Below are 25,505 nucleotides of genomic sequence, written 5' to 3' on the forward strand. Positions count from 1 at the left end.
AATGGATCAGCTTCCAGCGCCGTCGATGACCGTGACGGCGCGGCGGTTCTGCGACCAGCAGGAGATGTCGTCGCAGACCGCGACCGGACGCTCCTTGCCGTAGGAGATGGTGCGGACGCGGTTCGACTGGACGCCCTGGCTGACGAGATAATCGCGGGCGGCTGCCGCGCGGCGGGCGGAAAGCGCGAGGTTGTATTCGCGCGTGCCGCGCTCGTCGGCATGGCCTTCCATGGTGATCCCGTACTGGCGGTACTGGTTCAGCCATTGCGCCTGACGCTGAAGCGTCTGCTGCGCGTCGGCGCGGATCACGGTCGAGTCCGTGTCGAAGAAGATGCGGTCGCCGACATTGACGGTGAAGTCCTGGCTGGAACCGGGCGTCGCGGCGATGCCCGATCCGGCGCCTCCGCCAAGACCGAGATCGGCGGCGTTGTTGGGCGTCTGCTTGCTGGCGCAACCTGCAAGCGCAAGTCCGGCGACGAAGGCGACGATCAGGGGGCTACGGGTAATGGCTGCGATACGGCGCATGGCCGCCTCTCCTTCGCGCTAGGGTTTCGTTGATCTACCAGTAACCATGACAAGGTTAACACGGCCTCAACAGGCTGGGTTCAATTTGATTCGCTTGTCTTCGCGAACATGGGTGACGCTAGGTCGGAATGGGGCCAAAGCAGGGCCGGGTCGTGTCGTCGGAGCCACACTACTCCAGCAGCGGCGACCAGGCCGGGTCCGAACCGAAATTCGGCGTCGGGATGCGCTGCTCGTTGCGGCCCGTCAGGTCGATGGAATGCAGCGAGGGACCGGCAGCGCCCGAGGCTTCGCGGAAGAACATGATGACGCGGCCGTTCGGCGCCCAGGTCGGGCCTTCCTGGAGGTAGCCGGTCGTCAGGATGCGTTCGCCCGAGCCGTCCGTGCGCATGACGCCGATCTGGAACTGGCCGCCGCTCTGCTTGGTGAAGGCGATGAGATCGCCGCGCGGCGACCAGACCGGCGTGGAATAGGACCCGTCGCCGAACGAGATGCGGTTTGGGTTCGAGCCGTCGGCGCCCATCACGTAAATGTGCGGCCGCCCGCCGCGATCCGACGTGAAGGCGACCCGCTGGCCGTCCGGCGAATAGGTCGGCGAAGTGTCGATGGCGTTGGAGCTGGTCAGGCGGGTGGTCGAGCGCGAGCGCAGATCCATCGAATAGATGTTGGAATTGCCGTCGTCGCGCAAAAGGCTCATCACGATGCGCTGGCCCTCGGGCGAAAAGCGCGGTGCGAAGGTCATGCCGGGGAAATTGCCGACGAGTTCGCGCTGGCCGGTCTCGATCTGCAACAGGTAGACCTGCGGCGTGCCGCCCTCATAGGACATGTAGGTGATTTCCTGACGCGTCGGCGAAAAGCGCGGCGTCAGGACGATGGAGTTGCCGTCCGTCAGGGTGCGCTGGTTGGCCCCGTCCTGATCCATGATGGCGAGGCGCTTGACGCGCTGGTTCTTCGGGCCGGATTCGTCGACATAGACGATGCGGGTGTCGAAATAACCGCTCTCGCCGGTCAGGTTCTCATAGATCGAATCGGAAATGATGTGCGCGATGCGGCGCCAGTTCTGGCGGTTGGCGAAATACTGCTCGCCGACGACTTGGCTGCCCGAAAACGTGTCCCAGAGACGGTATTCGGCGCGCAGGCGGCCATCGGCCTCCTGGCTGACGCGTCCGGTGACGAGCGCCTGCGCGTTGATGACCGTCCAGTCGTTGAAGCGCGGCGCGACGTCGGGATTGGAAATGCGCTCGATAAAGGCATTGCGCGCGATGGGCGCGAACAGGCCCGACCGGCGCAGATTGGCCTCGATGACCTGGCTGATCTCCGCGCCGACATTGTCGCTCGACAAAAAGTCCGTCACCGCAACCGGCATCGGCTCGACGACGCCTTGCGTCACGTCGATCTGGAGCTGGGCGCGGGCGGGCATGGTCGCCGCAATCGCCGCCCCGAGCGCCACGGCGCTGATCGCAATGCAGGTCTTCAAAAGTCTCATCATCGTTTATCGCCTCATTGTCCGGGCAAGGAACCGGCCTGCTCCGGGTTGGGGTCAGAACATGTCCCTGGGATCGAAGTTGAACTGGACGTCGGCCCAGGCTTCGTATTTGTCGGCCGGTGCGTTGAAGGGGGCGCAGCGCATCACGGCGCGGCGCGCGGCGTCCGCCGCTGCCCGCTCGGCCATGGACGCGCCGCGGCCCGACACCACTTCCGGGTTGCCGTCGAGCGCGCCGGACGGATCGAGCCTCAGGCGGATCGACACGACCATGCTCTCGGCGTCGGCCGCGCCGACCGGCGGGTTCCAGCAGCGCGAAACCTGGCTGCGCAGCGAATCGATCTCGCTTTGGGAGAGCGTTGCACCCGTCGTGTTGCGTCCGCCGAGCGACGCCTGCTCGTTCGAGCGCGCGGCACCGCCGCCGCGCGCTTCTTCCTGGCTGAGGAGGGCGGCGATCTCGTCGGCGTTGAAATTGCTGTCCTGCGAAGGCTGCTGCGCGGTTTCCTGCGTCGGCTGCGCCGGCTCGGGCTGGCGCTCACGCGGGGGTTGCTGCTGTGCGACCTGCGGCTGCGGGCGGGTCTGCGGGCGCGGCGCGCTGTCGGGCAAGGCAACGGCATCGGGTGTCGTCTCCTGCGCAACGGCCTGTTCGGTCGGCTCGGGCGTTTCGGCCTCGACCGGCGCGGGTTCGGGTTCCGGCTCGGGCGGCGCTTCTGCAACAGGCGGCGGGGCAGGTTCGGGGTCCGGCGTCGGCTCGGCTTCCTGAACAGGTTCAGGCGGCGGCGGAGTTTCTTCGGCAAGGGGCGGCGGCGCGGCCGACTCGACCGGGCGGTTGCCCGGCAGCGCGGCCACGTTCGGCAGGTCGATTTCGTTGTCGCCGATGTTCTGCGCGTTCTCGACCTGGCTTTCGGAAGTCGTCGGCTCCGGCGCAGGGCGCTCGGAGACGGCCGCGTCGAGTTCACCGCGCACGGAGGACGAGATTTCCGAAATCGGCACCATTTCGACCGGGAAGGATTCGAAATTCGAGCTTTCGAGCGGACGCGGCGACGAAAAACTCATCAGCCCCGCGCCGAGAAGCACGACATGCATGGCCACCGATGTTGTGAGGCCGGCTTTCATCGCTTGGCTCAGCTATCCTCGGGAAGGGTCACGAGACCCACATTGCGATAGCCCGCGCCGTTGATGCGGCCGAGCACGCGCATGACCATGGCGTAATTCGCCGATCCGTCGGCGCGCACATAGATGCGCTCGTCATAGCCGGTGGTGCCGATGGCCTCGAGCGTCGCCACGATGTCGTCGATCGAGATTTCGGTCTCCTGGAGATAAACCTGCCCGTCCGCATTGACCGACACGGTGATCGGCGTGGTCTCGGAATTGAGCGCGTTGGCGCGCGATTCGGGCAGGTCGATCGGCACGCCGACGGTGAGCAGGGGCGCTGCGACCATGAAGATGATCAGCAGGACCAGCATTACGTCGACGAACGGCGTCACGTTGATTTCGGAGACGAGCGCGTGGCGCTTGCCCCGCCGTCTGTGGCCGCGTCCGCCGCCAGCCTGTCCGACTGCCATACCCATCGTCAAATCTCCTCAGGCTGCCTGCCGGGGCGCGACCTTTTCATCGATCTGTCGCGAGAGTATGGCGGAGAACTCGTCCGAAAAGCCCTCCATGCGGCCCGCCAGCTTTCCGGCGTCGGCGGCAAGCTTGTTGTAGGCGATGACGGCCGGGATGGCGGCGAGCAGGCCGAGCGCGGTGGCGAGCAGCGCTTCCGCGATGCCCGGCGCGACGACGGCCAGATTGGTCGATTGCGAACCGGCGATCGCCTGGAACGAGGTCATGATGCCGACGACGGTGCCGAACAGGCCGATGAAGGGAGCTGCCGAGCCGATCGAGGCGAGGTAGCCGAGGCGGCCTTCCAAGCCCTCCATTTCACGCGTGATGGCAAGCTCCATGGCCTTGTCGATGCGGGTCTGAAGGCCGATGGGCGATTTTGCGCCCTTCTCGAAGCTCTTCTTCCACTCGCGCATGGCCGAGACGAACACCGCGCCCATGCCGGTCGTCTTGCGGTCGGCGAGCGTGCGGTAGAGTTCTTCCAGCGACTGGCCGGACCAGAACACTTGTTCGAAGCGGTTGAGCGAGGCATCCATGCGCCTGTAGGCGACGATCTTGTCAACGATGATCGCCCAGGTCCAGATGGAGGCCGCGATTAGGCCGAGCATCACGAACTTGACGACCCAGCCTGCCTGCATGAACAGGCCCCAGATCGAATGATCGCCGCCGGGCGCGGCCAAAGTCACGGTTTCCATGTCCCAACGTCCTCAAAAAGAGTTCGACCGGCAAAAGCCGATTGTCCTCCAGGTTCGCCTGTTCAATGTCGTCGATGATGTGCCGGCCTCGACCCCACGGCACCATACCCGGCCTTGTTCAAGGCAAATTTGGTGAAAGGAAGGCGCGAAGCGTTATCGACGATTTGCATCGTCCTGTTCATGCGCCGTTAGGGTTAAGGAACGGTGAAAAGGACGATCACGCGCTCGGCATGAAGGCCGCGATCCACTCCTTCGGGAAACGCCGCGGACGGCCCGATTCGGAAATGATGGCGGCCTCGACGCGCGCCTCGACGAGAAGATCGTCGCCGCGCTTCAATCGCTGCGCCATCGTGATGCGCGCGCCGGAAATCGCATCGGTGCGGGTCTCGACGGTCAGGATATCGTCGATCCGCGCGGGACCGCGAAAATCGATCTCCATGCGCTTGACCACCCAGACAAGCTTTTCGCCGTGCTTGCCGTCGGCGAGCTCGGTGTGATGGACGCCGGCGAGGCGCAGAAAGTCGGACCGCCCGCGCTCGAAGAATTCCAGATAGCGCGCGTGATAGACGACGCCGGAAAAGTCCGTGTCGGCATAATAGACGCGCGCAAAAAGACGGTGGCCGAAGGGCGTGAGTTCTCCGGCAAGGCCGCCCGGATCATGCATCCTGATCTTCCGGCGTCTCGGCATGGGCGATGTGCCGTTCGAACCGCTGCTCGCGCACGCCGCCCTGCCACTGGTCCTCCGCCGCCTCGCTCACCAGGACGAAACCGGCGCGCTCGTAGAGTTTTCGCGCGGGGCCGAGGCCGTCGAAGGTCGTCAGATAGATCGCGGAAAAACGTTGCGCGTCGGCATGCGCAAGCGCGGCCTGCAAAAGGCGCTGGCCAAGGCCGCTCCCGCGCGTCGTGTCCGACACGATGAACCAGCGCAGATGCGCCATCGGCTCGTCGGCAAGCGGCGCCTCCAGGCTGATCGTGCCGGCGAGGCGGCCCTGATCGTCCCATTCGGCTGCGAAGAAATCATGATCCGGCCGGAAGCCGGTGAGGAAGGCGGACAATTCGCGGGCGACCTTGGCCTCGAAGGCGAGGCCAAAATTCCACTCGCGCGCATAATATTGCGCATGGAGGCGAACGATCTCGCCAATCGTTCCGGGGCGGCAGGATGGCAGGTTCATTCCTCGTCCTCGAACAATGTCGTCTGGCGCACGACGAGATCGCGCGGCGCTTCCAAACCCAGATGCCGCCAGGCATTGGCCGTCAGCATACGTCCGCGCGGGGTGCGCTGGATGAAGCCCTGCTGGATGAGATAGGGCTCGATGATGTCCTCGATCGCATCGCGCGGCTCCGACAGCCCCGCCGCGATGGTCTCGATGCCGACCGGTCCGCCGCCGAAATTGGTCGCGATCATAGAAAGGTACCGCCGGTCGAGGCTGTCGAGGCCGAGCGCGTCGACTTCGAGCCGGGTGAGCGCCGCGTCGGCGACTTTGCGATCCACGATCCCCGCTCCGGCGACGGAGGCGAAGTCGCGCACGCGGCGCAGGAGGCGGCCGGCGATGCGGGGCGTTCCGCGCGCGCGCCGCGCTATCTCGACCGCGCCTTCCGTGCTCATGGGCAAGGACAGAATGCGCGCGCCGCGCGTGACGATCTTTTCCAGTTCCTCGACCGTATAGAAATCGAGCCGGGTCGGAATGCCGAAACGGTCGCGCAGCGGGTTGGTCAAAAGGCCGAGCCGTGTCGTCGCCGCGACCAGCGTGAAGCGGGCAAGATCGATCTTGACCGAACGCGCGGCCGGCCCCTCGCCAATGATCAGGTCGAGCTGGAAATCCTCCATCGCCGGATAGAGAATTTCCTCGACCGCCGGGTTGAGCCGGTGGATTTCATCGATGAAGAGGACGTCGCGGTCTTCCAGATTGGTCAACAGCGCGGCCAGATCGCCCGCCTTTGCGATGACCGGGCCGGAGGTGGAGCGGAAATTGACGCCGAGCTCGCGCGCCATAATCTGCGCCAGCGTCGTCTTGCCGAGGCCGGGCGGGCCGACGAACAACACATGATCGAGCGCTTCGCCGCGCGTCTTCGCCGCCTCAATGAAGACCTTCAGATTGGCGCGCGCCGCCGCCTGACCGACGAAATCGTCGAGCGTTTGCGGGCGCAGCGTGGTGTCCACGTCCTCGCCACGCTTTTCGGGGGTGATCAGGCGTGGGTCGGTGTTCACGAGAGGAGTTCCATGGAGGGGATGAGCCGGGCGGCCCTTTGGTCGAACGTCAAGGTATGACTGCAGCCCGCTTCAAGATTGCGTTCTGCCAGAAGTGCATCCGGAAAATCCATATTGCCTTTGACATACATCGCCAACGCCTGCGCGACGGGCTCGGCGCTTTCCACGTCGAGGTTCTCGATCGTCAGCAATTCCCTGAGCGTGTCGTGCAGGATCTCGCGCGGCACCTTGTATCTCGATCGAAGCACCCAGAACGTCTCAAGAATGGCTGAAATGCCGACATAACCCCGATTGCCGCTGTTGAGTTTGCCGAGAAGTTTGCGGGCGACGGCAGAATGCACCGCATCATCGTTCAACAGGGCGCGAAGAAGGATATTCGCATCGAGGCCAACGCGGCTCATTCCGACCGATCCGTCATTTCCTCGCCCATCCCACCATCACGGAAGGCATCTGCCACGGCCGTGCGGTAATCCGCGATGCTGGTGCCTGGAATGGCAAACGCTTCCAGCTTGCCGAACAGCGAGGAAACGGGTCGGTTGCGCGGAAGAATTTCGATTCGGCCATCGACGAGCAGATATTGAATGGTATCGCCAGTCCCGATCTTGAGATAATCCCGGATTTCAGCAGGTATCGTTGTCTGACCCTTGGATGTAATTTTTGATTCGATCAACATGGTATTCGCCTCGATTTCCTTACCTACCGAAAGTAGTAAGGAGATAACTTTTTTGCAAGGAGTTATTGGGCCAGTTCCCTCAGGCCCAGCCGGATCAGCGTCGACGAATCCGCATCCTCTCCCGCCGTCTTGAGGGCGGCGGAAACCGCGTTGGCTGCAATGTCGCGTGAATAGCCGAGATTGACGAGCGCGGAGACCGCGTCAGCGATCGGTGCAGGCGCGACGCCTTCGCCCAGTTCCTGCTTCAGGCCGATCGTGCCGGTCGCCTCGCCGGCATAGGCGGGCGCCTTGGCTCTCAACTCGGTGACGATGCGCTCGGCGACCTTCTTACCGACGCCGGGCGCGCGGGCGACCATGGAAATGTCGCGCAGCGCGATGGCATTGGCCAGCTCCGACGGCGTCAGGGTGGACAGGACGGCGAGCGACACCTTGGCGCCGACACCCTGCACGCTTTGCAACAGCCGGAACCATTCGCGCTCCATTGTCGAGGCGAACCCGTAGAGCCGGATCATGTCCTCGCGCACATAGGTCTCGATGAAAAGGATTGCCGCCTCACCGGTATTGAGCCCCGCCAGCGTGCGTGTCGCGCAATAGGCGACATAGCCGACGCCGTGGACGTCGAGAATGCAATGATCTTCACCGATCTCGTCGATGATGCCCTTGAGCTTGCCGATCATGGATGCGTATCCGGTGCGATGATGTCGATATCGGGGAAATAGCTGCGGTAGCGGGCGGGATCGCGGGTCAGGAGCGCGTGACCGGCGACTTCGGCGTGCGCGCCGATCAGAAAATCGGGCAGGGTGCGCTCGCGGGCGCCTCCGCGTGAGCGATACAACGCATGGGCGCGTCCCGCCCGCCACGCGGCGGCAAAGGGCAACGGCTCGCGTTCAAGCTCAAGGCCTTTCAGTGCGTCTTCGAGTTCTTCTTCACTCGCATAACGGGCGCCGATTTCGGACCAGACGATAGGATTGACGACAAGATCGCTTTCCGCGCCATGACGTACAAGCTTTCCGCGTGTCCAGCCTATTCCTTCGCCGCCTCCCAGCATGTCGAGCAGAATGTTGGAATCAACGAGGATCGAGATCGTCACGCGGCCCCCTTAGCCAATCGACATATTCCTTGCCGTCCATGCCGTCGAGATCGAGCGTGCCGGTGACGCGGTCCGCCCACGCCTCAATCGCTTTCGCGCGACGATCCGACCTGTTCGATGCGACGCGCACAACGCGCGCACCGCTGCCGTCCTGCACGAAATCGACTTCCATTCCCGGCTTGATGCCGAGATGGTCGCGGATCGCCTTGGGAATGGTGACTTGGCCTTTTTCGGTGACACGCATTGGTAATACCTCTGTGGTATTACTTATGGCCGAAACCAGAACAAGTCAAGAACATATCACCCCGCAAGCGCCACGGCCGCAGCCAGACGGCCGGTCACGCTTTGCCGGTGATGGGCGTGGCAGATGGCGATGGCGATGGCGTCGGCGGCGTCGTCGGTATCGAAGGTCGCGCGCGGCATCAGCACCTTGACCATCATGTGGATCTGCTTCTTGTCGCCATGGCCGACGCCGATGACGGATTTCTTCACCGCATTGGGCGCGTATTCGGCAACGCGCAGCCCGCCGCGGGCGGGAACCAGCATGGCGATGCCGCGCGCCTGACCGAGTTTCAGGGTCGCGGTCGCGTCCTTGTTGACGAAGGTCTGCTCGACGGCGGCTTCCACCGGCATATAGGTGTGGATGATCTCTTCCAGTCCGTCATGGAGCTGGCACAGCCGCGAGGCGAGGTCCATTTCGGCGTCCGAGCGGATCGTGCCGGAGCCCACGAAGCGCAGCGAATTGCCGACCGCATCGATGACGCCCCAGCCGGTGCGGCGCAGGCCCGGATCGATGCCGATGATGCGAATCGTTTCTGCCATGAATTCCCCGTTTCCAGCCTGATATGGCATGGAAACGTGAACAAATCAGCAACAAATTCGAAGGCTACCGTCCGAAGGCGGTCTTCAGCAGGGTGATCTGGTCGGAGACCGGATTGACGGTTCGGCGGTCGTCGGCGCGGCGGCGCTGGCCGTAGACCTCGCCGTCCATGCGCTGGACGAGGGCCTGGAGGCGCAGCGACCGGCCGACGAGATCGCGGAACGGTTCGGGCAGTTCGCCCCAGCACTGATCGGCCTCGAAGGCGGATGCGGTGTCGAGACGGACCTTGGACTTTTCGGCCGCGACCTGATCGCGCGTCATCTCGCCCGAATTGGCGGCGCGCTGGAGAAGCAGCCACGAGGCGATCTGCATCAGGCGCGTGGTGAGGCGCATGGATTCGGCGGCATAGAGCGTCGCCGTGATGCGCGTCAGCGACTTGGCATGAACGCGCCCGTCGCCATCGAGATACTCGGCCGCTTCCTCGACGAGATGCATGCCCTCGCCGTAGAGCTTCTTGAACGAGCCGGAAAAGACGCGATGTTCGGCGAGATTGACCATCGCGGCCTCACCGCTTCTTGGCTCCATTCCCATCATTGCCCTGAAATTCCTCGAAAATTCGCCCGCGCCACTCGAAAACGGCAAGTGAAGCCTGAGGTTCCACGAATTGCCGTCACTCACAAGGACCAGCATGCGCTCTGTCCACTGCCGGGGCAACCGGATGTTTAACAAAGGGTTAACGCTGGATCCCCGGCAGGGTGTTGCCGGGCTGAAACGACTCGCCTACCCGTTGCCTGCGATCATGCCACGTCGAGCACGATCTTGCCGATATGGTCGCCTTCCTCCATCCGCTCATGGGCGCGCCATGCTTCCTTCAGCGGAAAGATCATGTCCATGACCGGAGCGATCCGGCGTGCGGCCAGAAGCGGCCAGACGCGGGCTTCCAGTTCCGACGCGACCTTCGCCTTGAATTCGACGGTGCGCGGGCGCAGCGTCGAGCCGGTATGCGTCAGGCGCTTCATCATCAGCTTGGCATAGTTCGCCTCGCCGGTCGCGCCGCCCATCGTGGCGATCTGCACGATGCGCCCTTCGATGGCGGCGGCGTCGTAATTGCGCGCCACGTATGAGCCGCCGACCATGTCGAGGATGACGTTCGCGCCCTTGCCATCGGTGAACTCCTTCACGGCGGCGACGAAATCGGTCTCGCGGTAATTGATTGCAAGGGCGGCTCCAAGTTTCTCGCAGGCCTCGCATTTTTCGGCCGAACCGGCGGTGACGATCACTTTCGCGCCGAGTTTCGAGGCGATCTGGATCGCCGTCGTGCCGATGCCGGACGAGCCGCCATGGACGAGAAGCGTCTCGCCTTCCTGAAGCGCGCCGCGCTGGAAGACGTTGTTCCAGACGGTGAAGAAGGTCTCGGGGATGGCGGCGGCTTCGGTGAAGGTGAAGCCGTGCGGGATCGGCAGCGCATTGGTTTCGTGGACGCGGCAATATTCGGCATAGGCGCCGCCGGGCGTGAGCGCGGTGACCAGATCGCCGACGCGCCAGCGCGTCACGTTCGGGCCGAGGGCGGCGACCTCGCCGGCAGCTTCCAGACCCGGCAGGTCGGACGCGTCCGGCGGCGGCGGATAGGCGCCCTTGCGCTGCTGCACGTCCGGCCGGTTGACGCCGGCCGCGCGCACGCGGATCAGGATTTCGCCCTCGCGCGGCTCGGGCAGCGCGCGGCGCTCGGGTTTCAGGACGAGCGGTCCGCCCGGCTGCGTGATCGCAATCGCGGTCATTTTCTCCGGCAGGTCTGCGCTCATCTCGTGCTCCTTCGATGGGTTTGATCGTCAGCGTCTCCTTATGTAGCTTTAGTCTCCGACGATCAAACGGGAGAATGCGCCATGGCCATTTTCGACGACGAGCCGGTTCGCAAGACGAAAATCCACGAGATAGGGCAGGATCTATCCCTGCTTTCCGTCGGCGAACTGGCCGAGCGCATCGAGGCGCTGAAAGCGGAGATCGCGCGGCTGGAAGCCGATATCGAGGCCAAGAGCTCGACGCGAACGGCCGCCGAGGCGCTTTTCAAGCCCTCCTGACGGGCGCGACGGTTTTTCCCAAGCCGCTGTCGCAGCGACGCCGTCAAAAGGTCGTAAAGGGTCTATTGTCCCGGCGCCTGACGCCTGCACCGACTATCAAGAGATTCGCCTGATGTTCATGTCCTTCCGTCCGGTCCTGTCGCTGCTCTGGGGCACCGCGTTCCTGCTTGCCGGCTCGGGCCTGCATGGGCTCGTCCTGCCTTTGCGCGGGCAGGCGGAAGGTTTTTCGACGACCTCGCTCGGCCTTCTGGGCACGGCCTGGGCCATCGGTTTCGTCGCAGGCTGTTATCTCGCGCCGCGCCTCGTGCGCAAGGTCGGGCATGTGCGCGCCTATGGCGCGTTCGCCGCGACGGCCTCGATCGTCGCGTTGATGACCGGCATCTGGATCAACGAGATTGCGTGGATCCTGCTGCGCGCCTGCACGGGTTTTGCCATGGCGGGGGCGTTCATGGTCATCGAAAGCTGGCTCAACGAACGCTCGACCAACGAAAATCGCGGCACGGTCTTCGGCCTCTATATGATGGTCACCTACGCCTCGATCATGGCAGGCCAGATGGTCGTCGCCTCGGCCGATATCGGCAACGCGTCGCTGTTCATGATGGCGGGCATCCTGTTCTGCGCCTCGCTGATCCCGACCGCGATCTCCTCGGCGATGGCGCCGAAGCCCCTGCAAAGCGTGTCGCTCGATCTCAAGGGGCTTTACCGCAACTCGCCGGTCGCCTCCGCGGCTTGTCTGCTCGTCGGCGTCGCCAACGGCGCATGGGGCACAATGGGCGCGGTCTATGGCGCGCGAATCGGAATCACCACCTTCGAGATCGCCTTGATGATGAGCCTCGTCGTGCTTGCCGGCGCGCTGGCGCAGATGCCGGTGGGGCGCATCTCCGACCGCACCGACCGTCGCTTCGTGCTTGCCGGGGCGTCGGCATTTTGCGGGCTGATCGCGCTCGTCATCTTCCTGGCCGCGCCGCGCAACGGCATCGTGGTGCTCGGCATGACTGGCGCCTACGGCATGCTCGCCTATACGCTCTATTCAATCGCCGTCGCGCATGCCAACGACCATGCGAGCCCGGAGGATTTCGTCAAGGTTTCGGGCGGATTGCTGCTGCTCTACGGCTTCGGCACGATGGTCGGGCCGCTGATGGCCGCGCCTCTGATGGACTATCTGCGCCCCGAAAGCCTGTTCCTGGCGACCGCGCTGCCGCATCTCGTTCTTGCCGGATATACGATGCTGCGCATCTCGCGCCGTGCGCCGGTGCCGATCGAGGATCGCGAGGCGTTCAAGACGCTGCCGTCCGAACGGGCGGTCACGCCGCAGGCCGTGCTGCTCGACCCGCGCAGCGACACCGAAGAGGCGAATGAGCCTGTCGAGGAACAGCGGGACGCCGCCGCATGAGCGGGGCGGATGCCTTCGCTGCGGTCGCCGACCCGACGCGGCGGCATCTGCTGGAGGAATTGCGGCGCGGGCCGAAAGCGGTGAGTGAACTGGCCACCGGCCTCCCGATTTCGCGGCCAGCGGTTTCGCAACATTTGAAGGCGCTGCTGGATGCGGGTCTCGTCTCGGCCACGAGCGAGGGCACGAAACGGGTCTACGCCATCGAGCCCGGCGGGTTCCTCAAGCTCAATCTGTGGTTGGATCAGTTCTGGGAGGGGTAATCCAAAAACAAAGCCGGCGGCGCTGACGCCACCGGCCGGTCCCCCGTTTTGAACCTCCCTCAGGCTCAGTGTCTGGTCGGATGCGACCGGATTTTTTCCATTTCGTCCTTCAGGGCCAGCTTCCGCCGTTTCAATGAAGCGATTTCGAGCGGGTCCGCCGAGGGATGTGCCATCACCTCGTCGAGCTTTCTGTCGACATCGCCGTGTTTACGCTGGAGTTCCTGTAGATGGGACGCAAGAGACATTCCGGGCTCTCCCTTCCTGGTTCCTCGTTTGCGTGCCTGTCGTCCGGCCCCCGGTCGGGACCGGATATGACAGCACGGTGACAGTGTGCCATCACTCTTAAAAGCTGTCGAACACCCAGTAGTAGCATTTCCTGACAAATCGACATGTGATATGAAACGACGATGAGGACCGTGCCTTGGCGCGGCCTTTCTTTCGTGGGCGCGTCCCGCATTCAGCAGACGGTGAAGATGTCGGAACAGGATCAGGCGGAGATTCGTCTCGAATTTGCCCGGACCAAGCAAGAGCATGCGGATTTCGATGCCGCGATCAATGCGATGATAGAGGTCGGATGCGACCCGCTCCAGGTCCAGCGCATGAAGAAGAAAAAGCTCGCGCTGAAGGACAAATTGTCCAAGCTCGAGGATAAGATCATCCCCGACATCATCGCCTGAACCCCGTATTCCACGCGACGGATTTTATGCCGCAAGCCAAAGCCGAAATCGCCATCATCATGGGCAGCCAGTCCGACTGGGCGACCATGCGCCACGCCGCCGAGACGCTCGACGCGCTCGAACTCGCCTATGATTCGCGGATCGTCTCGGCGCACCGCACGCCCGACCGGCTCTACGATTTTGCCAAGGGCGCGAAGGGTGAAGGCTTCAAGGTGGTGATCGCGGGCGCGGGCGGCGCGGCGCATCTGCCGGGGATGGCGGCGGCGCTGACGCCGTTGCCGGTCTTCGGCGTTCCGGTCGAATCGAAGGCGCTTTCGGGGCAGGATTCGCTTCTCTCCATCGTCCAGATGCCGGCCGGCATTCCCGTCGGCACGCTGGCGATCGGCCGCGCTGGCGCCGTCAATGCCGCGCTTTTGGCCGCGGCCGTGCTCGCGCTTCACGACGAGGCGCTGGCGTCGCGTCTCGACGCGTGGCGCAGGGCGCAGAGCGAGGCGGTGACAGAGCGGCCGAAGGACGAGGCATGAGCGCGCTGAAGCCCGGCTCGACGATCGGCATCATCGGCGGCGGCCAACTCGGCCGGATGCTGGCCATGGCGGCGGCGAGGCTCGGCTATCGCACGGTCGTCCTCGATCCGCAGGGCGACTGCCCCGCCGCGCAGGTCGCCAACGAGCAGATCGTGGCCGCCTATGACGACGCGCACGGGTTGGCGCGGCTCGGGTCCGAATGCGAAATCGTCACCTACGAATTCGAGAACGTGCCGGTCGAGGCGGCGAAGAGCCTTGGCGCAAATCATCCGGTCTTCCCGCCGCCGCGCGCTCTCGAAATGGCGCAGGACCGGCTGACGGAAAAGCAGTTCCTCAACGATGCGGGCATCGCGACGGCGCCGTTCAAGGCTGTCGACAGCAATGAAAGCCTTGCCGATGCGCTGGCGGTTTTCGGCGGATCGGGCGTGTTGAAGACCCGCCGGCTCGGTTACGACGGCAAGGGACAGAAGGTGTTTCGCGATGCCGGCGGCGACCAGACGGCCGGCGTCTATGAGGGCATGGGCTCCGTGCCGTTGATTCTGGAAGGTTTTGTCCCGTTCTCGACCGAAATCTCGGTCGTGGCGGCACGCAATGCGCAAGGCACGAAGGCGGCGTTCGACGCCAGCGAGAACCTGCATCAGGGCGGTATCCTGAAGCGGTCGACCGTTCCGGCGCATGTCCAGCCCAAGACGCTTTCGGCGGCGCGCGCGGCGACGTTGCGTATTCTCGACGCGCTCGATTATGTCGGCGTGATCGGCGTCGAATTCTTCGTTCTGGGGGACGGCTCGGTCATCGCCAACGAAATGGCGCCGCGCGTCCACAATTCCGGCCACTGGACGGAAGCGGCCTGCGCCGTCTCGCAGTTCGAGCAGCATATCCGCGCCATTTGCGGCCTGCCGCTGGGCAATACGGCGCGGCACTCGGATTGCGTGATGGAGAATTTGATCGGCGACGATCTGGACGAGGCCGAGAGGCTCGCCGCCGAACCCGGCCTCGTTTTGCACCTTTACGGAAAGACCGATGCGCGGCCCGGCCGCAAGATGGGCCATTTCACGCGGATTTCGCGCAAATCCTGACCGCGACCGGCGGTCGCGATACAGCGATCATGGCCGCTTTCGTGAGATGTGCCACACGAGAACGGTCACGAGGCACAGGCAGACGATGGCCGTACCCACGACGCCGGCAAACGCATGGTCGAAGGCGTCGCGGGCGAGCGCCGCAATCCGGGCGGCGTCGTCGCTGTCCAGATTTGCCGACAGGATGAGCGCCTCGTCGAGACTGTCGCGTGCGCGGGCGGAAATCTCGATCCCGTCGGGAATGACCAGAGCGCGCGTGTAGAGGATCGAAAGCAGGCTGCCGAGGAGCGCTATTCCAAGCGCGCCCCCCAGTTCATATGAGACTTCCTCGACCGAGGCCGCCATTCCCGCTCTCTCTGCGGGGGCCGAAAGCATGATGGCGCTGGAGGCCGCTGTCATGGCGGCGCCGATGCCGAAGCCCATGGCGGCCAGCGGCGCGATCCAGATTGCCGGCGCGCCGTGACGGGTAAGAAGAAAGAGTCCAAGGGCCAGTGCCGTCAGCAGGAGAGAGCCCGACAGGATGCGGGACGTGGCGATATAAGGAAGCGCCAGTCCGGTCAGCGGTCCCGCGACGAAGGCGGCCAGCGGAATGGGAAGGATCAGGAGCCCGGCTTCCAGCGGCGAATAGCCGAGAACCAGTTGCAGGCGCTGGCTGAAGACGAGTTCGACCCCGATGAGCGCTCCCGACGCCACCAGAGCCGTGGCGACGCCCGAGGAAAAATTGGGGTTGGAAAACAGGGAAAAGTCGATCAGCGGCGCGGCGCTTGTGCGCTGTCGGCGCACGAACAGGAACAAAGACGCGACCCCCGCCATGAAGGTCAGTGCCGCCATGGCCAGCGAGGGGTCCCGCTTGCTCATTTCCTTGACGGCGTAGATGATTCCGACGAGACCGACCATTATCTGGACGGATGCGACGAGATCCCACGGGCGATCCGGATCGCCCGGCCGTGTGGCGAGCAGGAGCGCGCCCGCGATGAAGGCGAGCAGCACCACCGGCACATTGATCAGGAAGACCGAGCCCCACCAGAAATATTCGAGCAGCACGCCGCCGACGACCGGCCCCAGCGCCGCGCCGCCGGATGCCACGGCCGCCCAGATGCCGATGGCGAAGGAGCGTTCCTTGTCGTCGGTGAAGGTGATGCGGATGATCGACAGCGTGGCGGGCATCATCATGGCCGCGCCGACCGCGAGAACCACGCGCCATGCGATCAGCACGGCTGGAGACGGCGCAAAAGCCGCGCCCAAAGATGCCGCGCCGAAGACGAGGAGACCTGCCATGAACATCTGCTTGTGGCCGAGACGGTCCCCCAGCGTTCCAAGGCCCGGCAGCAATCCGGCGACCACAAGCGGGTAGGCATTGACGATCCAGAGCTTCTCGCTCGCGGTCGCACCCAGCGCCAGTGTGAGCGTCGGCAGTGCCGTGTAGAGTACCGTCATGTCGATGACGATCAGGAACAGGGCGCCGGAGACGATCACAAGCACGAGCCATCGGTTCTGGTCGGTCATCGAATTTTCCTGAATAGCGAAGTTGCGCCTTATCGGCGGCCCATATAAATACGATCGTACAGAAAAGGAAGAGCCAAATGTCGGGACGTCCGCGAAGCATCGACAGGGACAAGGTTCTGGACGCCGCCGAGGCGATCGTCACGAAGTCGGGCGCGGCGGCCTTGAGCTTCGATTCCGTGGCGAAGGAGGCCGGAATCACTAAAAGCGGCGTGCAATACTGCTTCGGCACCAAAGACAATCTGATCCGCTCGATGATCGATCGGTGGGGAAAGGCTTTCGATCACGACGTCGCGGCGCGCATAGGGGACGACACGTCACCCCGGTCGGTCATCCGCGCCCATCTGGAGGCGACGCGCGACACCGATGCGGCCGAGTATTCGCGCTCGGCGGTGATGATGACCGCGCTTTTGCAGCATCCCGATCAGGTTTCGGCAGCGCGGGAATGGTACAACAGCCGCTTCGCGCAACTGGACCTGACCGATCAGGCCGACAGGGACGCCGCTCTGGCGCTGCTTGCCGGCGAGGGGGCATTCATGCTGCGCACATTCGGCCTCGTCGAGATGAGCGACCGGCAATGGGACATATTGTTCGCCGAGTTGCTTCCCCGTGTTCGAGACGGACGGTCGGGCGCCCGGTGAGGCGCGGCGTTTTTCGTCGCCGGTCACCATGGAAGACGAGCCGCCGCCCGCCCGAGTCCGGTTGACAGGCGCGGGCCTTGTCCGGTAAGAGCCAGCCAACAAATTCGGGCGCGCCCTGCGGCGCGTCCTTGTCGTTTGGCGCCCGATCAAGGGCAAGAAGAAAAACGGGCAGACCGATGAAGATCAAGAACTCGCTCAAGGCGCTCAAGGGCCGTCACCGCGAAAACCGCCTCGTGCGCCGCAAGGGCCGCATCTACGTCATCAACAAGTCCAACCCGCGCTTCAAGGCGCGTCAGGGCTGATCGGCAGCGGTCCGGCAAACGCGCGCGGCGCGGTTTGCGGCGGGACTGCGAAAGACGATGGCGGCGGCCGTTCGGCCGCTTCTCACGGAGTTTTCAGTTTGACGTTCCGCATGGCGCGCCTACCATGGCGCGCATGCGGAACGTCTTGTCATGTGCGGTTGCACTTTCCCTTCTCGCCGGTATAGCCCATGCCGGCGATGCCGGGTCGCAGGCCGCGCGTCCGGTGGACGAGGCGCAGGACGCTGCGCGGGATGGGGCGCTCGACACGCTCTTCACCGAATTGAAGCGCAGCGGAAACGAGCAGGCCGCGGCGCGGATCGCCGCGCGGATCGAGCGCCAGTGGACCCGTTCCGGCAGTCGCTCGATCGACCTGATGATGCAATGGTCGGCGAGCGCCATGCAGGCGCGCAAATTCGACGTCGCGCTCGATTTTCTCGATCAGGTCGTCACTTTGTCGCCGGACTATGCGGAAGGCTGGAACCGGCGCGCGACCGTGCATTTCATGATGGACAATTACGCGATGTCGATGGCCGATATCGACCGCACGCTTCGGCTCGAACCGCGCCATTTCGGCGCCCTCTCCGGCATGGCGCGGATTCTGGAGCGGGGCGGGCGCAAGGAACGCGCGTTACAGGCCTATGAACGGGTGCTCGAGGTTTATCCCATGATGCGCAGCGCGCAGGACAAGGTCGGCACGCTGGCCGACGAACTTGCGGGGCAGGGCATCTGACGCGATTTCCTTCCGGGGCGGGACCGGCATGAATTTTCTGACCGCGCTCGCCGTCTTCGTCATCGCCGTGCTGGTTGTTCTGGTCGGCGTCACCCGTGCCGGCGTGTGGCTGATCGAGCGCAAGTTTCCGCCGGTCGGCCTGTTCACGACCGTCAACGACACGCGGCTCCACCATGTGCATCTGCCCGCCGGGCCTAATGCGGACCTGCCGCCGGTGGTGTTCATTCATGGCGCCAGCGGCAACTTTCTCGACACGATGATTCCGGTGCGCGGGCAGCTTGAAGGGCGGGCCGAACTTTTGTTTCTCGACAGGCCGGGCCATGGCTGGTCGCATCGCGGCCCCGGAAACAACGAGACGCCGGCAGGACAGGCCGCCACGATCGCGGCGCTGATGGACGAGGTGGGGATCGAAAGCGCGATCATCGTCGGCCATTCGTTCGGTGCGGCGATCACCGCCGCGCTGGCGCTCGATCATCCGCAAAAGGTCGCCGGTCTGGTATTCCTCGCGCCTGCCAGCCATCCCTGGCCGGGCGCCGATACGTCCTGGTATTACGATTTGACGGCGCGGCCTGTCATCGGGCGGATCTTCTCCGAAACGCTGACGCTGCCGGTCGGATGGACGCGCATGGGCGCGGCGTCGGCCTGCGTGTTCTCGCCGAACCGGCTTTCGCAGACCTATCTCGACGATGCGGGGATCCCGCTCGTCCTGCGGCCCTCGTCCTTCCGGGCGAACGCCGTCGACGTCGCCGGCCTTTACGAACAGACGCTCATCCTTTCCCCGCGCTACCGCGAGATCGCCGCGCCGACGATCGTGATTTCGGGGGACCGCGACACGGTCGTCTACGAGGAAATCCATGCCGCGGGCCTGATCCGGGACATTCCGGGAGCCGAGGGCGTGTGGGTGCGCAATATGGGGCACAAGCCCGACTGGGTGGCGCCGGACCTGACGATCGCCGCGATCGAAAGGGTCGGCGGCGGCGATGTCGATGTCGAGGCTCTGTCGCTTATCGTTCAGGACCGCATCGCAGGCGACGCGTTCAACGTCGAGACATGCGCGCAGCCGTCATCCCCGCAGGCAGCGCCCGCCCCTTAACTGTTTTTTCTGGCTTTCCGGTCCAGCGTAGGCAAGAACGATGTCCGCAGGCAGTCGAGAAGCCGGCCTGCCGGGCAGATCAACGGTGATGATGACCGAGAAAGACGAAGACGATCTGGCACGCAAGGACGTCTGGCTACGCGCACTGGAGCGGGCCGGGCTTGGTGTGTGGGACTTAAATGTCGAAGCGGGCACCTGCTACTATTCGCCCGGATGGGCCAGGATGCTCGGCTTCGAACTGAACGAACTTCCAGCCGATGCGGATTTCTGGCTGACGCTGCTCCATCCCGACGATCGGGAAGCTGCCATCGCCAGCGGCGAGCGCCACATGGCGGGCCAGTCCGAACGCATCGAAACCGAAATGCGGCTGCGCCACAAGGACGGTCGCTGGATCTGGGTGCTGGATCGCGGCGGTATCGTCGAACGCAATGCGGCGGGCGAGCCGTTGCGGCTTTTGGGTGTCCAGACCGATATCACGCGACGCAAGGGCGCTGAGGACCGGCTCATCCAGCTCAATGCACGGTTCCGGCTTGCGCTGGAGGCGAGCGGCACGGGCATGTGGCATCACGACGTCATCACGCAGACAAGTTTCTGGGATGGACGCACGCACGAAATATTCGGACTGCCGGCCATTCCAGGCGACGTTCCCACAGGCCTGTGGACGTCCCTGCTGCATCCTGAGGACCGAGAAAACGCGGTTCGCGAGCATCTGATGCCGCAGGAAACCGGCAGGACACTCAGATTGCGCTACCGGATCGTGCGCAATGGCGGGCTTGTCCGCCATATCGAGACGCTGACACGTTTCGTGCCCGAATTCGGCGAGGCCGGCCAGTTCGTCGGCACCGTGCGGGACGTGACCGAGGCGTGGCTGCACGAGGAAAGCCTGGCCTATGCCGCGCGCCACGACACGCTGACGGGTCTTCTCAATCGCGCCGCCTTCGACGAGGAACTGAACGCGGCGATCGAGACCGCGCAGGAGCGTCCGTTCGCGGTCTATTATCTGGACCTCGATTATTTCAAGGCCCTGAACGACGTGGCCGGGCACGCGGCGGGCGACCGTGCGCTCAGTGCGATCGGCACGATCATTACAGATGTGCTTGCCCCCGCTTCCGTCGCCGCCCGGCTCGGCGGCGACGAGTTCGCGATCATCGCACCGCTCGTCGCGGGCGGCGGCCCCGAAGCGCTTGGCGAACGAATCCTGGCACGCATCGCCGAAGAGGATTTCGGCGAGCCGACCGGTGCGGCGAAGCTCGGCGCGAGCATCGGCCACGCGGTCATCATGGACAGCACGATCAAGCCGGCCGACGCGCTCGCGCGGGCCGACGACGCGTGCTACGCGGCCAAGGCGTCCGGGCGTAACCGCTGCGTCGCATTCGGTGAAGGCGCATCCGGCCTGACCTCGGGACTGACGGCGGCGCGTATGGTTTCGGAAGCCGTCGACGCGATGGAAGACCAGCGCCTGAAGCTTTATGCGCAGCAGATCCACATTCTCGGCGAGCCCTGGAGCCGATCGCGCAGATGCGAGGTGCTGACGCGGCTCGAAGGAAGGGACGGACGGCTGATCCCGCCCGGCGCGTTCATTCCGGCAGCCGAGCGGTTCGGTATGGCCGCGCGGCTCGACCGCTGGATCATCCGCAGCGCGCTCAATCGCTTCGGCCATGTGATGAACGGGCCGGCGGGCCTCGTGCTGGGCTTCAACCTGTCCGCGCAGACGCTGAGCGATCCGGGTCTTTGGGATTTCATCGATCACGAGGCGACCGCCGCGAAGGCGGAGCATACCAACATCGTTTTCGAGATAACCGAGACGGCGGCGGTGACCAATTTCGCGGCCGCCGAACGCTTCGTCCACGCGGCGCGCGAGCGCGGCTGCCGCGTCAGCCTCGACGATTTCGGATCGGGATTGAGTTCGTTCGACTATCTGCGGCGCTTTCCCGTCGACAGCATCAAGATCAATGGCGACTTCATCGAGGATCTGGCGGGTTCGGCCTTCGATCAGGCGATCGTCCGATCAATCCGCGACGTTGCCCACGCGGCGGGCCTCAACGTCGTGGCCGAAAAGATCGAGAACGAAAAGACGCTGACGCTGCTCGCCGATCTCGGCATCGCGTTCGGGCAGGGATTTTTCCTGCATCGCCCCGAACCGCTGGAAGAAATCGTCTCCCGTTTCCACGGTATCGCGGCGAAAGGCTGAGCCCGGTTTACCGGTGCGTCTTGAAAAAGAGGCGCAGACTCCCCATTATGGTTGCCGTCCCGTTGGTCCGGGCCCCTCTGGCAAGAGCGCCGGCTCTCTTGTGATGTCGGACCGTTATCCCCGATATCGTGTGCCGGCCGTGAGAGGGATATTCTTCCGATGGAATTTGCGTTTCTTTTTGCCGACTGGCTCGGCAAGCCCGCCTGGATGTGGCTCGGCTTCATCACCGTCGTCATCGCGCTGCTCGTCTTCGACCTCGGCGTTCTCCACAAGGAGGACCGCGAGATCGGCGTGAAGGAAAGCTTCGCGCTGTCCGGCTTCTATATCGCGCTCGGCCTTGCCTTCGGCGGCTTCGTGTGGTGGCAGCTCGGCGAGGAACCGGCACTCAACTACGTCACGGGTTTCCTCGTCGAAAAGACGCTGGCGATGGACAACGTCTTCGTCATCGCGCTGATCTTTTCCTATTTCGCGGTGCCGCGCATCTACCAGTACCGCGTGCTGTTCTGGGGTATCCTCGGCGTCATCCTCCTGCGCGGCATCATGATCGGCGCGGGCGCGGCGATCGTCACCAATTTCGAGTGGGTGCTCTATATCTTCGCCGGCTTCCTGATCATCACCGGCATCAAGATGCTGTTTTCCTCCGACGAGGAAAAGCCGATCGGCGACAATCCGCTGATCCGGTTCATGCGTCGGCGCTTCCGCGTCACCGAGGATTTCCACGGCTCGCGCTTCACCGTGCGGTTGCCTGACCCGAAAACGGGCAAGGAAGTGCTCTACATCACGCCGCTTTTGATGGCGCTGGTTCTGATCGAGATCGCAGACGTGATCTTCGCAGTCGATTCGGTGCCGGCGATCTTCGCCATCACGACCGACCCCTATATCGTCTACACGTCGAACATCTTCGCCATTCTGGGCCTGCGCGCGCTCTATTTCGCCCTGTCGGCGATGGCGCACCGCTTCGTCTATCTGAAATACGCGCTGTCGGCCGTACTGATCTTCATCGGAGGCAAGGTGTTCGCTGCCGGCATCATGGGCATCGAGAAAATCCCGCCGACCATCTCGCTCGGCGTGACCTTCGCGATCCTCGCCATCGGCGTCATCGCCTCGCTGTTCGCCACGCGCGGCGACGAGCCCGATCCGGTCGAGGCGCAGAAGAAAGCGCTGCCGATCGAGGAGCGGTGACGCCGGCAACTTCATCGTCGATCCTTTGCAACGAGGCGTCCGTTATGGACGCCTCGTTTTCGTTTTGGGGGAGAGGTCGGATTTTCATGACTTATCCATTGCCGTTCGATTTCGTTATGTTATTACGTTTCTGTTCAATCAACGGAGCAGTCCATGATTTCCCTTTCTCGTTCCACACGGGCACTCGGCCTTTGCGCAGCCGTCGGCGCGCTTGCCTTTGGCACCGGTCATTCCATTCCGGCCATGGCGGATGACGCGCATGAAGCGCATTACCGGCTGTTCGTCGGCGACCATGCGGACGGTGTCGTGCGTGCCTTCGACATTCATGACGGCGCCGCCGCCGGAACCTTCGAAATCGACCAGACGCCGGCGCTGACGCGAAGCGAAAGCGGCCGCACCCTCTTCGCCGTTCAGGGCGATACCGGAAAGGTGGCGGTGATCAGCACGGGGATTTCCTTCGAGGACCATGGCGACCATGCCGACCTGAAGGTCGAGGACGCCGCGCTGCTCGATGTCGCGATCGAGGGTGTGAAACCCGCGCATGTGGTGGAAGGATCGGGACGGATCGCGCTGTTCGACGACGGATCGGGCGACGTTTCGCTTTTTGCCGAGAGCGGGGTGCTGGACGGCAATTTCGAGCCGCGTATCCTCAAGCCGGGGGCCGCGCATCACGGCCTTGCCGCGCCGATGGGCGATCATCTCGTCGTGTCGGTGCCGCACGAAAACGCCGACGAGCCGCGTGTGGGGCTGAAGGTCGTCGACGCGGACGGCGATCAGGTCGGCGAGGTGGTGTCGTGCCCCGGTGTCCACGGCCAGGCGCAGTCGGCGCGCCTTTTCGCGTTCGGCTGCCGCGACGGGATCGTCATCGCCTCGCCGGGAACGGGCGGCGAAGCTCCGACGCTTCGGCACGTTCCAACCGCCGATCTTGGCGAAGGCAACGTCTCGACGCTGAAGGGCGGCACAGCGATGACCTATTTCCTCGGCAATTACGGCCCGTCATCCGTGGTCGTCATCGAGCCCGGTGACGAGACGGGGTTCACGAAGATCGACCTGCCGACCCGCCGCGTCGATTTCGCGCTCGACCCGGCGCTGCCACGCAATGCCTATGTCCTGACCGAGGACGGCCAGCTTCATCTCATCGACATCGTCGCGGGCACGATTGCGCAAAGCGCGGCGGTGACGGAGCCCTATTCGATGGATGGCCACTGGCGCGACCCGCGCCCGCGTCTGGCCGTTGCCGGCGACAGGATCGCGCTGACCGATCCGCGCGAAGGCGTCGTCCGGCTGATTTCGACCGAGACGCTGGAAGAGACCGGCACGATCGAAATCGAGGGCACGCCCTATACGATCGTCACGGTCGGCGGCTCGGGCGCGGTTCACGACCACGAGTGAACGAGGGGGCGGCCCGCGCCCGACGCGGGCCGCCCGGCAATTCCACTTTCCGGTTCGATGGACTAGCATGTAGCCAACGCATCGAAAGGTGGACGGCATGCCCTCGAAAAAGACCAGCTATGGCCGCGAAAAGATGAAGCCTGTCGATCTCAGGATCGACGGGCGGAAGCGCAGCTTCGACATCGAAGACCCGAAACTGCCGGACTGGATCTCATCGGAGGCGCTCGGCTCGGGCGACTATCCCTATTCCGAAAAGATGGCGAGGAAAGCGTACAAGGCCGAACTGGAGGCGCTACAGGAGGAGTTGGTCAAGCTGCAATACTGGCTGCAGGCCAAGGGCGAACGGGTGATGGCGCTGTTCGAGGGGCGGGATGCGGCCGGCAAGGGCGGCACGATCTTCGTCCTGCGCCAATACATGAACCCGCGCTCGGCCCGCAACGTCGCCCTGCCCAAACCGACGGAGAGCGAGCGCGGGCAGTGGTATTTCCAGCGCTATGTCGCGCATTTTCCCACCAGCGGCGAATTCGTCACCTTCGATCGCTCCTGGTACAATCGCGGCGTGGTCGAGCCCGTGATGGGTTTTTGCACGCCGGAGCAGCACGAGACCTTTCTGGAGGACGCGCCGAGTTTCGAGCGGCTGATCGTCGACGAGGGCATCCACATCTTCAAGTTCTGGCTCAATATCGGCCGGGAAATGCAGCTCAAGCGCTTTCATGACCGGTTGCACGATCCGCTCAAGACCTGGAAATTCTCGCCCATCGATGTGCAGGGCATGACCAGATGGGACGACTACACAGAAGCCCGCAGCCGGATGATCGAGCGCACGCACAGCCCTCACGCGCCGTGGACGATCGTTCGCGCCAACGACAAGAGGCGCGCGCGACTGGCGGTGATGCGCCACATTCTCGGCCGTTTCGACTATGAGGGTAAGGACAGCCATAAGGTGGCCGCGCCGGACCCGATGATCCTCGGGCAGGGGCCGGACTTTCTCAACGCGGGTTGACGATTAACGGCTCAACCGTCCGTGCAGGCGAAAGGCAGGAAGGTGCTGGCCGTGCCGGCGTTCATGGCGAGGATCGTCAATATGTTCGCGATTTCGAGATCGGCCTGCGTGCGCGGGCAGACCGGCATGCGCTCGGTGCATCCTTTGGCTATGAACGCATCGTTCTCTTCGATGAACGACCTGCTCAATCCGTCCTCGCGGTCGCGCCGCGCATCACGCAACGCGTCCGCATAGACGCGGCATTTCGTGACCTGCCATTGGGTGGGCGCGGGCTCCTGGCCCGTAGCCGGCATGGCGGAGGAAAGGCATGCGAGGAGGACGACAAGCGCCCTGATCCATGACGGGTCCGGCATGTCGTTCGGG

Annotated in this window: 33 protein-coding genes; 14 read left to right on the forward strand and 19 right to left on the reverse strand. The window is 64.2% G+C overall.

Going from position 1 to position 25,505, the window contains the following annotated elements:
- Positions 1–6: 6 nt before the first annotated feature.
- From pal to GTW25_RS10045, 16 genes are all read right to left on the reverse strand, one after another.
- Complete coding sequence (gene pal / locus GTW25_RS09970; protein WP_252911942.1) at positions 7–525, reverse strand: peptidoglycan-associated lipoprotein Pal; 519 nt, start codon at positions 523–525, stop codon at positions 7–9.
- A 169-nt stretch (positions 526–694) separates the two neighbouring features.
- The gene (gene tolB / locus GTW25_RS09975) at positions 695–2,011 is read right to left on the reverse strand and encodes a Tol-Pal system beta propeller repeat protein TolB (RefSeq protein WP_252911943.1); all 1,317 of its coding nucleotides are present in this window, start codon (positions 2,009–2,011) and stop codon (positions 695–697) included.
- A gap of 51 nt (positions 2,012–2,062) precedes the next feature.
- Positions 2,063–3,121, reverse strand: coding sequence for a cell envelope integrity protein TolA (gene tolA / locus GTW25_RS09980; RefSeq protein ID WP_252911944.1), 1,059 nt, complete (start codon positions 3,119–3,121; stop codon positions 2,063–2,065).
- An 8-nt stretch (positions 3,122–3,129) separates the two neighbouring features.
- The gene (locus tag GTW25_RS09985) at positions 3,130–3,576 is read right to left on the reverse strand and encodes an ExbD/TolR family protein (protein WP_252911945.1); all 447 of its coding nucleotides are present in this window, start codon (positions 3,574–3,576) and stop codon (positions 3,130–3,132) included.
- A gap of 12 nt (positions 3,577–3,588) precedes the next feature.
- A complete protein-coding gene (gene tolQ, locus GTW25_RS09990; protein ID WP_252911946.1) occupies positions 3,589–4,305 on the reverse strand; it encodes a protein TolQ in 717 nt (238 codons plus the stop codon).
- Between the two features lie 217 nt (positions 4,306–4,522).
- Positions 4,523–4,969, reverse strand: coding sequence for a tol-pal system-associated acyl-CoA thioesterase (ybgC, locus tag GTW25_RS09995; protein ID WP_252911947.1), 447 nt, complete (start codon positions 4,967–4,969; stop codon positions 4,523–4,525).
- Entirely contained in the window at positions 4,962–5,477 is a 516-nt protein-coding gene (locus GTW25_RS10000) for a GNAT family N-acetyltransferase (protein ID WP_252911948.1), read from the reverse strand. Before GTW25_RS10000 ends, ybgC begins: the two co-directional genes overlap by 8 nt.
- Positions 5,474–6,514 carry a Holliday junction branch migration DNA helicase RuvB gene (gene ruvB, locus GTW25_RS10005; protein WP_252911949.1) on the reverse strand — a complete coding sequence of 347 codons (1,041 nt, stop codon included), beginning with the start codon at positions 6,512–6,514 and terminating at the stop codon, positions 5,474–5,476. Before ruvB ends, GTW25_RS10000 begins: the two co-directional genes overlap by 4 nt.
- Complete coding sequence (locus GTW25_RS10010) at positions 6,511–6,915, reverse strand: type II toxin-antitoxin system VapC family toxin (RefSeq protein ID WP_290127960.1); 405 nt, start codon at positions 6,913–6,915, stop codon at positions 6,511–6,513. The genes ruvB and GTW25_RS10010 overlap by 4 nt, the downstream gene beginning before the upstream one ends.
- Positions 6,912–7,187: an AbrB/MazE/SpoVT family DNA-binding domain-containing protein gene (locus GTW25_RS10015; protein ID WP_252911951.1), complete on the reverse strand. Its 276-nt coding sequence runs from the start codon at positions 7,185–7,187 to the stop codon at positions 6,912–6,914. The genes GTW25_RS10010 and GTW25_RS10015 overlap by 4 nt, the downstream gene beginning before the upstream one ends.
- A 62-nt stretch (positions 7,188–7,249) precedes the next feature.
- Entirely contained in the window at positions 7,250–7,864 is a 615-nt protein-coding gene (gene ruvA, locus GTW25_RS10020) for a Holliday junction branch migration protein RuvA (RefSeq protein ID WP_252911952.1), read from the reverse strand.
- Positions 7,861–8,277, reverse strand: coding sequence for a type II toxin-antitoxin system VapC family toxin (locus GTW25_RS10025; protein ID WP_252911953.1), 417 nt, complete (start codon positions 8,275–8,277; stop codon positions 7,861–7,863). Before GTW25_RS10025 ends, ruvA begins: the two co-directional genes overlap by 4 nt.
- Positions 8,255–8,521 carry an AbrB/MazE/SpoVT family DNA-binding domain-containing protein gene (locus GTW25_RS10030; protein ID WP_252911954.1) on the reverse strand — a complete coding sequence of 89 codons (267 nt, stop codon included), beginning with the start codon at positions 8,519–8,521 and terminating at the stop codon, positions 8,255–8,257. The genes GTW25_RS10025 and GTW25_RS10030 overlap by 23 nt, the downstream gene beginning before the upstream one ends.
- Positions 8,522–8,577: 56 nt before the next feature.
- The gene (gene ruvC, locus GTW25_RS10035; RefSeq protein ID WP_252911955.1) at positions 8,578–9,099 is read right to left on the reverse strand and encodes a crossover junction endodeoxyribonuclease RuvC; all 522 of its coding nucleotides are present in this window, start codon (positions 9,097–9,099) and stop codon (positions 8,578–8,580) included.
- A 64-nt stretch (positions 9,100–9,163) separates the two neighbouring features.
- A complete protein-coding gene (gene rcdA, locus GTW25_RS10040) occupies positions 9,164–9,688 on the reverse strand; it encodes a protease adaptor protein RcdA (protein ID WP_372493126.1) in 525 nt (174 codons plus the stop codon).
- A gap of 206 nt (positions 9,689–9,894) precedes the next feature.
- Complete coding sequence (locus GTW25_RS10045; RefSeq protein WP_252911957.1) at positions 9,895–10,899, reverse strand: NAD(P)H-quinone oxidoreductase; 1,005 nt, start codon at positions 10,897–10,899, stop codon at positions 9,895–9,897.
- Between the two features lie 81 nt (positions 10,900–10,980).
- Here GTW25_RS10045 and GTW25_RS10050 point away from each other — a divergent pair, with 81 nt between their 5' ends.
- The 3 genes from GTW25_RS10050 to GTW25_RS10060 all read left to right on the forward strand — a co-directional run bounded on the left by GTW25_RS10050 (position 10,981) and on the right by GTW25_RS10060 (position 12,828).
- Entirely contained in the window at positions 10,981–11,175 is a 195-nt protein-coding gene (locus GTW25_RS10050) for a DUF1192 domain-containing protein (protein ID WP_252911958.1), read from the forward strand.
- A 112-nt stretch (positions 11,176–11,287) separates the two neighbouring features.
- Positions 11,288–12,568, forward strand: a complete 1,281-nt coding sequence (locus tag GTW25_RS10055) for an MFS transporter (protein WP_252911959.1) — start codon at positions 11,288–11,290, stop codon at positions 12,566–12,568.
- Entirely contained in the window at positions 12,565–12,828 is a 264-nt protein-coding gene (locus GTW25_RS10060) for an ArsR/SmtB family transcription factor (RefSeq protein WP_252911960.1), read from the forward strand. The genes GTW25_RS10055 and GTW25_RS10060 overlap by 4 nt, the downstream gene beginning before the upstream one ends.
- A gap of 65 nt (positions 12,829–12,893) precedes the next feature.
- On the opposite strand, the gene GTW25_RS10065 is transcribed toward GTW25_RS10060, so the two are convergent.
- Positions 12,894–13,073, reverse strand: a complete 180-nt coding sequence (locus GTW25_RS10065; RefSeq protein WP_252911961.1) for a YdcH family protein — start codon at positions 13,071–13,073, stop codon at positions 12,894–12,896.
- 228 nt (positions 13,074–13,301) lie between these two features.
- On the opposite strand from GTW25_RS10065, the gene GTW25_RS10070 reads away from it, so the two are divergent.
- From GTW25_RS10070 to GTW25_RS10080, 3 genes are read left to right on the forward strand one after another with little or no spacing between them, the layout of a single operon-like run.
- Positions 13,302–13,505, forward strand: coding sequence for a YdcH family protein (locus GTW25_RS10070; RefSeq protein WP_252912060.1), 204 nt, complete (start codon positions 13,302–13,304; stop codon positions 13,503–13,505).
- A gap of 26 nt (positions 13,506–13,531) precedes the next feature.
- A complete protein-coding gene (gene purE / locus GTW25_RS10075) occupies positions 13,532–14,029 on the forward strand; it encodes a 5-(carboxyamino)imidazole ribonucleotide mutase (RefSeq protein ID WP_252911962.1) in 498 nt (165 codons plus the stop codon).
- Positions 14,026–15,105 (forward strand): 5-(carboxyamino)imidazole ribonucleotide synthase, encoded by a 1,080-nt coding sequence (locus GTW25_RS10080; protein WP_252911963.1) that lies wholly within the window; start codon positions 14,026–14,028, stop codon positions 15,103–15,105. The genes purE and GTW25_RS10080 overlap by 4 nt, the downstream gene beginning before the upstream one ends.
- Positions 15,106–15,132: 27 nt before the next feature.
- On the opposite strand, the gene GTW25_RS10085 is transcribed toward GTW25_RS10080, so the two are convergent.
- Positions 15,133–16,611: an MFS transporter gene (locus GTW25_RS10085; protein WP_252911964.1), complete on the reverse strand. Its 1,479-nt coding sequence runs from the start codon at positions 16,609–16,611 to the stop codon at positions 15,133–15,135.
- 77 nt (positions 16,612–16,688) lie between these two features.
- On the opposite strand from GTW25_RS10085, the gene GTW25_RS10090 reads away from it, so the two are divergent.
- The 8 genes from GTW25_RS10090 to ppk2 all read left to right on the forward strand — a co-directional run bounded on the left by GTW25_RS10090 (position 16,689) and on the right by ppk2 (position 25,142).
- Entirely contained in the window at positions 16,689–17,249 is a 561-nt protein-coding gene (locus GTW25_RS10090; protein WP_252911965.1) for a TetR/AcrR family transcriptional regulator, read from the forward strand.
- A gap of 176 nt (positions 17,250–17,425) precedes the next feature.
- On the forward strand, positions 17,426–17,551 hold the full coding sequence (gene ykgO / locus GTW25_RS10095) for a type B 50S ribosomal protein L36 (RefSeq protein ID WP_252911966.1): 126 nt from the start codon (positions 17,426–17,428) through the stop codon (positions 17,549–17,551).
- 133 nt (positions 17,552–17,684) lie between these two features.
- Positions 17,685–18,281, forward strand: a complete 597-nt coding sequence (locus tag GTW25_RS10100; protein ID WP_252912061.1) for a tetratricopeptide repeat protein — start codon at positions 17,685–17,687, stop codon at positions 18,279–18,281.
- Between the two features lie 28 nt (positions 18,282–18,309).
- Positions 18,310–19,374, forward strand: coding sequence for an alpha/beta fold hydrolase (locus GTW25_RS10105; protein WP_252911967.1), 1,065 nt, complete (start codon positions 18,310–18,312; stop codon positions 19,372–19,374).
- An 88-nt stretch (positions 19,375–19,462) separates the two neighbouring features.
- The gene (locus GTW25_RS10110) at positions 19,463–21,565 is read left to right on the forward strand and encodes an EAL domain-containing protein (RefSeq protein ID WP_252911968.1); all 2,103 of its coding nucleotides are present in this window, start codon (positions 19,463–19,465) and stop codon (positions 21,563–21,565) included.
- 159 nt (positions 21,566–21,724) lie between these two features.
- On the forward strand, positions 21,725–22,747 hold the full coding sequence (locus tag GTW25_RS10115) for a TerC family protein (RefSeq protein WP_252911969.1): 1,023 nt from the start codon (positions 21,725–21,727) through the stop codon (positions 22,745–22,747).
- Between the two features lie 153 nt (positions 22,748–22,900).
- Positions 22,901–24,139: a hypothetical protein gene (locus GTW25_RS10120; RefSeq protein ID WP_252911970.1), complete on the forward strand. Its 1,239-nt coding sequence runs from the start codon at positions 22,901–22,903 to the stop codon at positions 24,137–24,139.
- Positions 24,140–24,236: 97 nt separating this feature from the next.
- The gene (ppk2, locus tag GTW25_RS10125) at positions 24,237–25,142 is read left to right on the forward strand and encodes a polyphosphate kinase 2 (RefSeq protein ID WP_252911971.1); all 906 of its coding nucleotides are present in this window, start codon (positions 24,237–24,239) and stop codon (positions 25,140–25,142) included.
- Positions 25,143–25,153: 11 nt separating this feature from the next.
- Here ppk2 and GTW25_RS10130 read toward each other — a convergent pair whose 3' ends face one another.
- Positions 25,154–25,435 carry a hypothetical protein gene (locus GTW25_RS10130; RefSeq protein ID WP_252911972.1) on the reverse strand — a complete coding sequence of 94 codons (282 nt, stop codon included), beginning with the start codon at positions 25,433–25,435 and terminating at the stop codon, positions 25,154–25,156.
- Between the last annotated feature and the right edge of the window lie 70 nt (positions 25,436–25,505).

The sequence above is a fragment of the Aliihoeflea aestuarii genome (assembly GCF_024105665.1).
GTDB lineage: Bacteria > Pseudomonadota > Alphaproteobacteria > Rhizobiales > Rhizobiaceae > Aliihoeflea > Aliihoeflea aestuarii.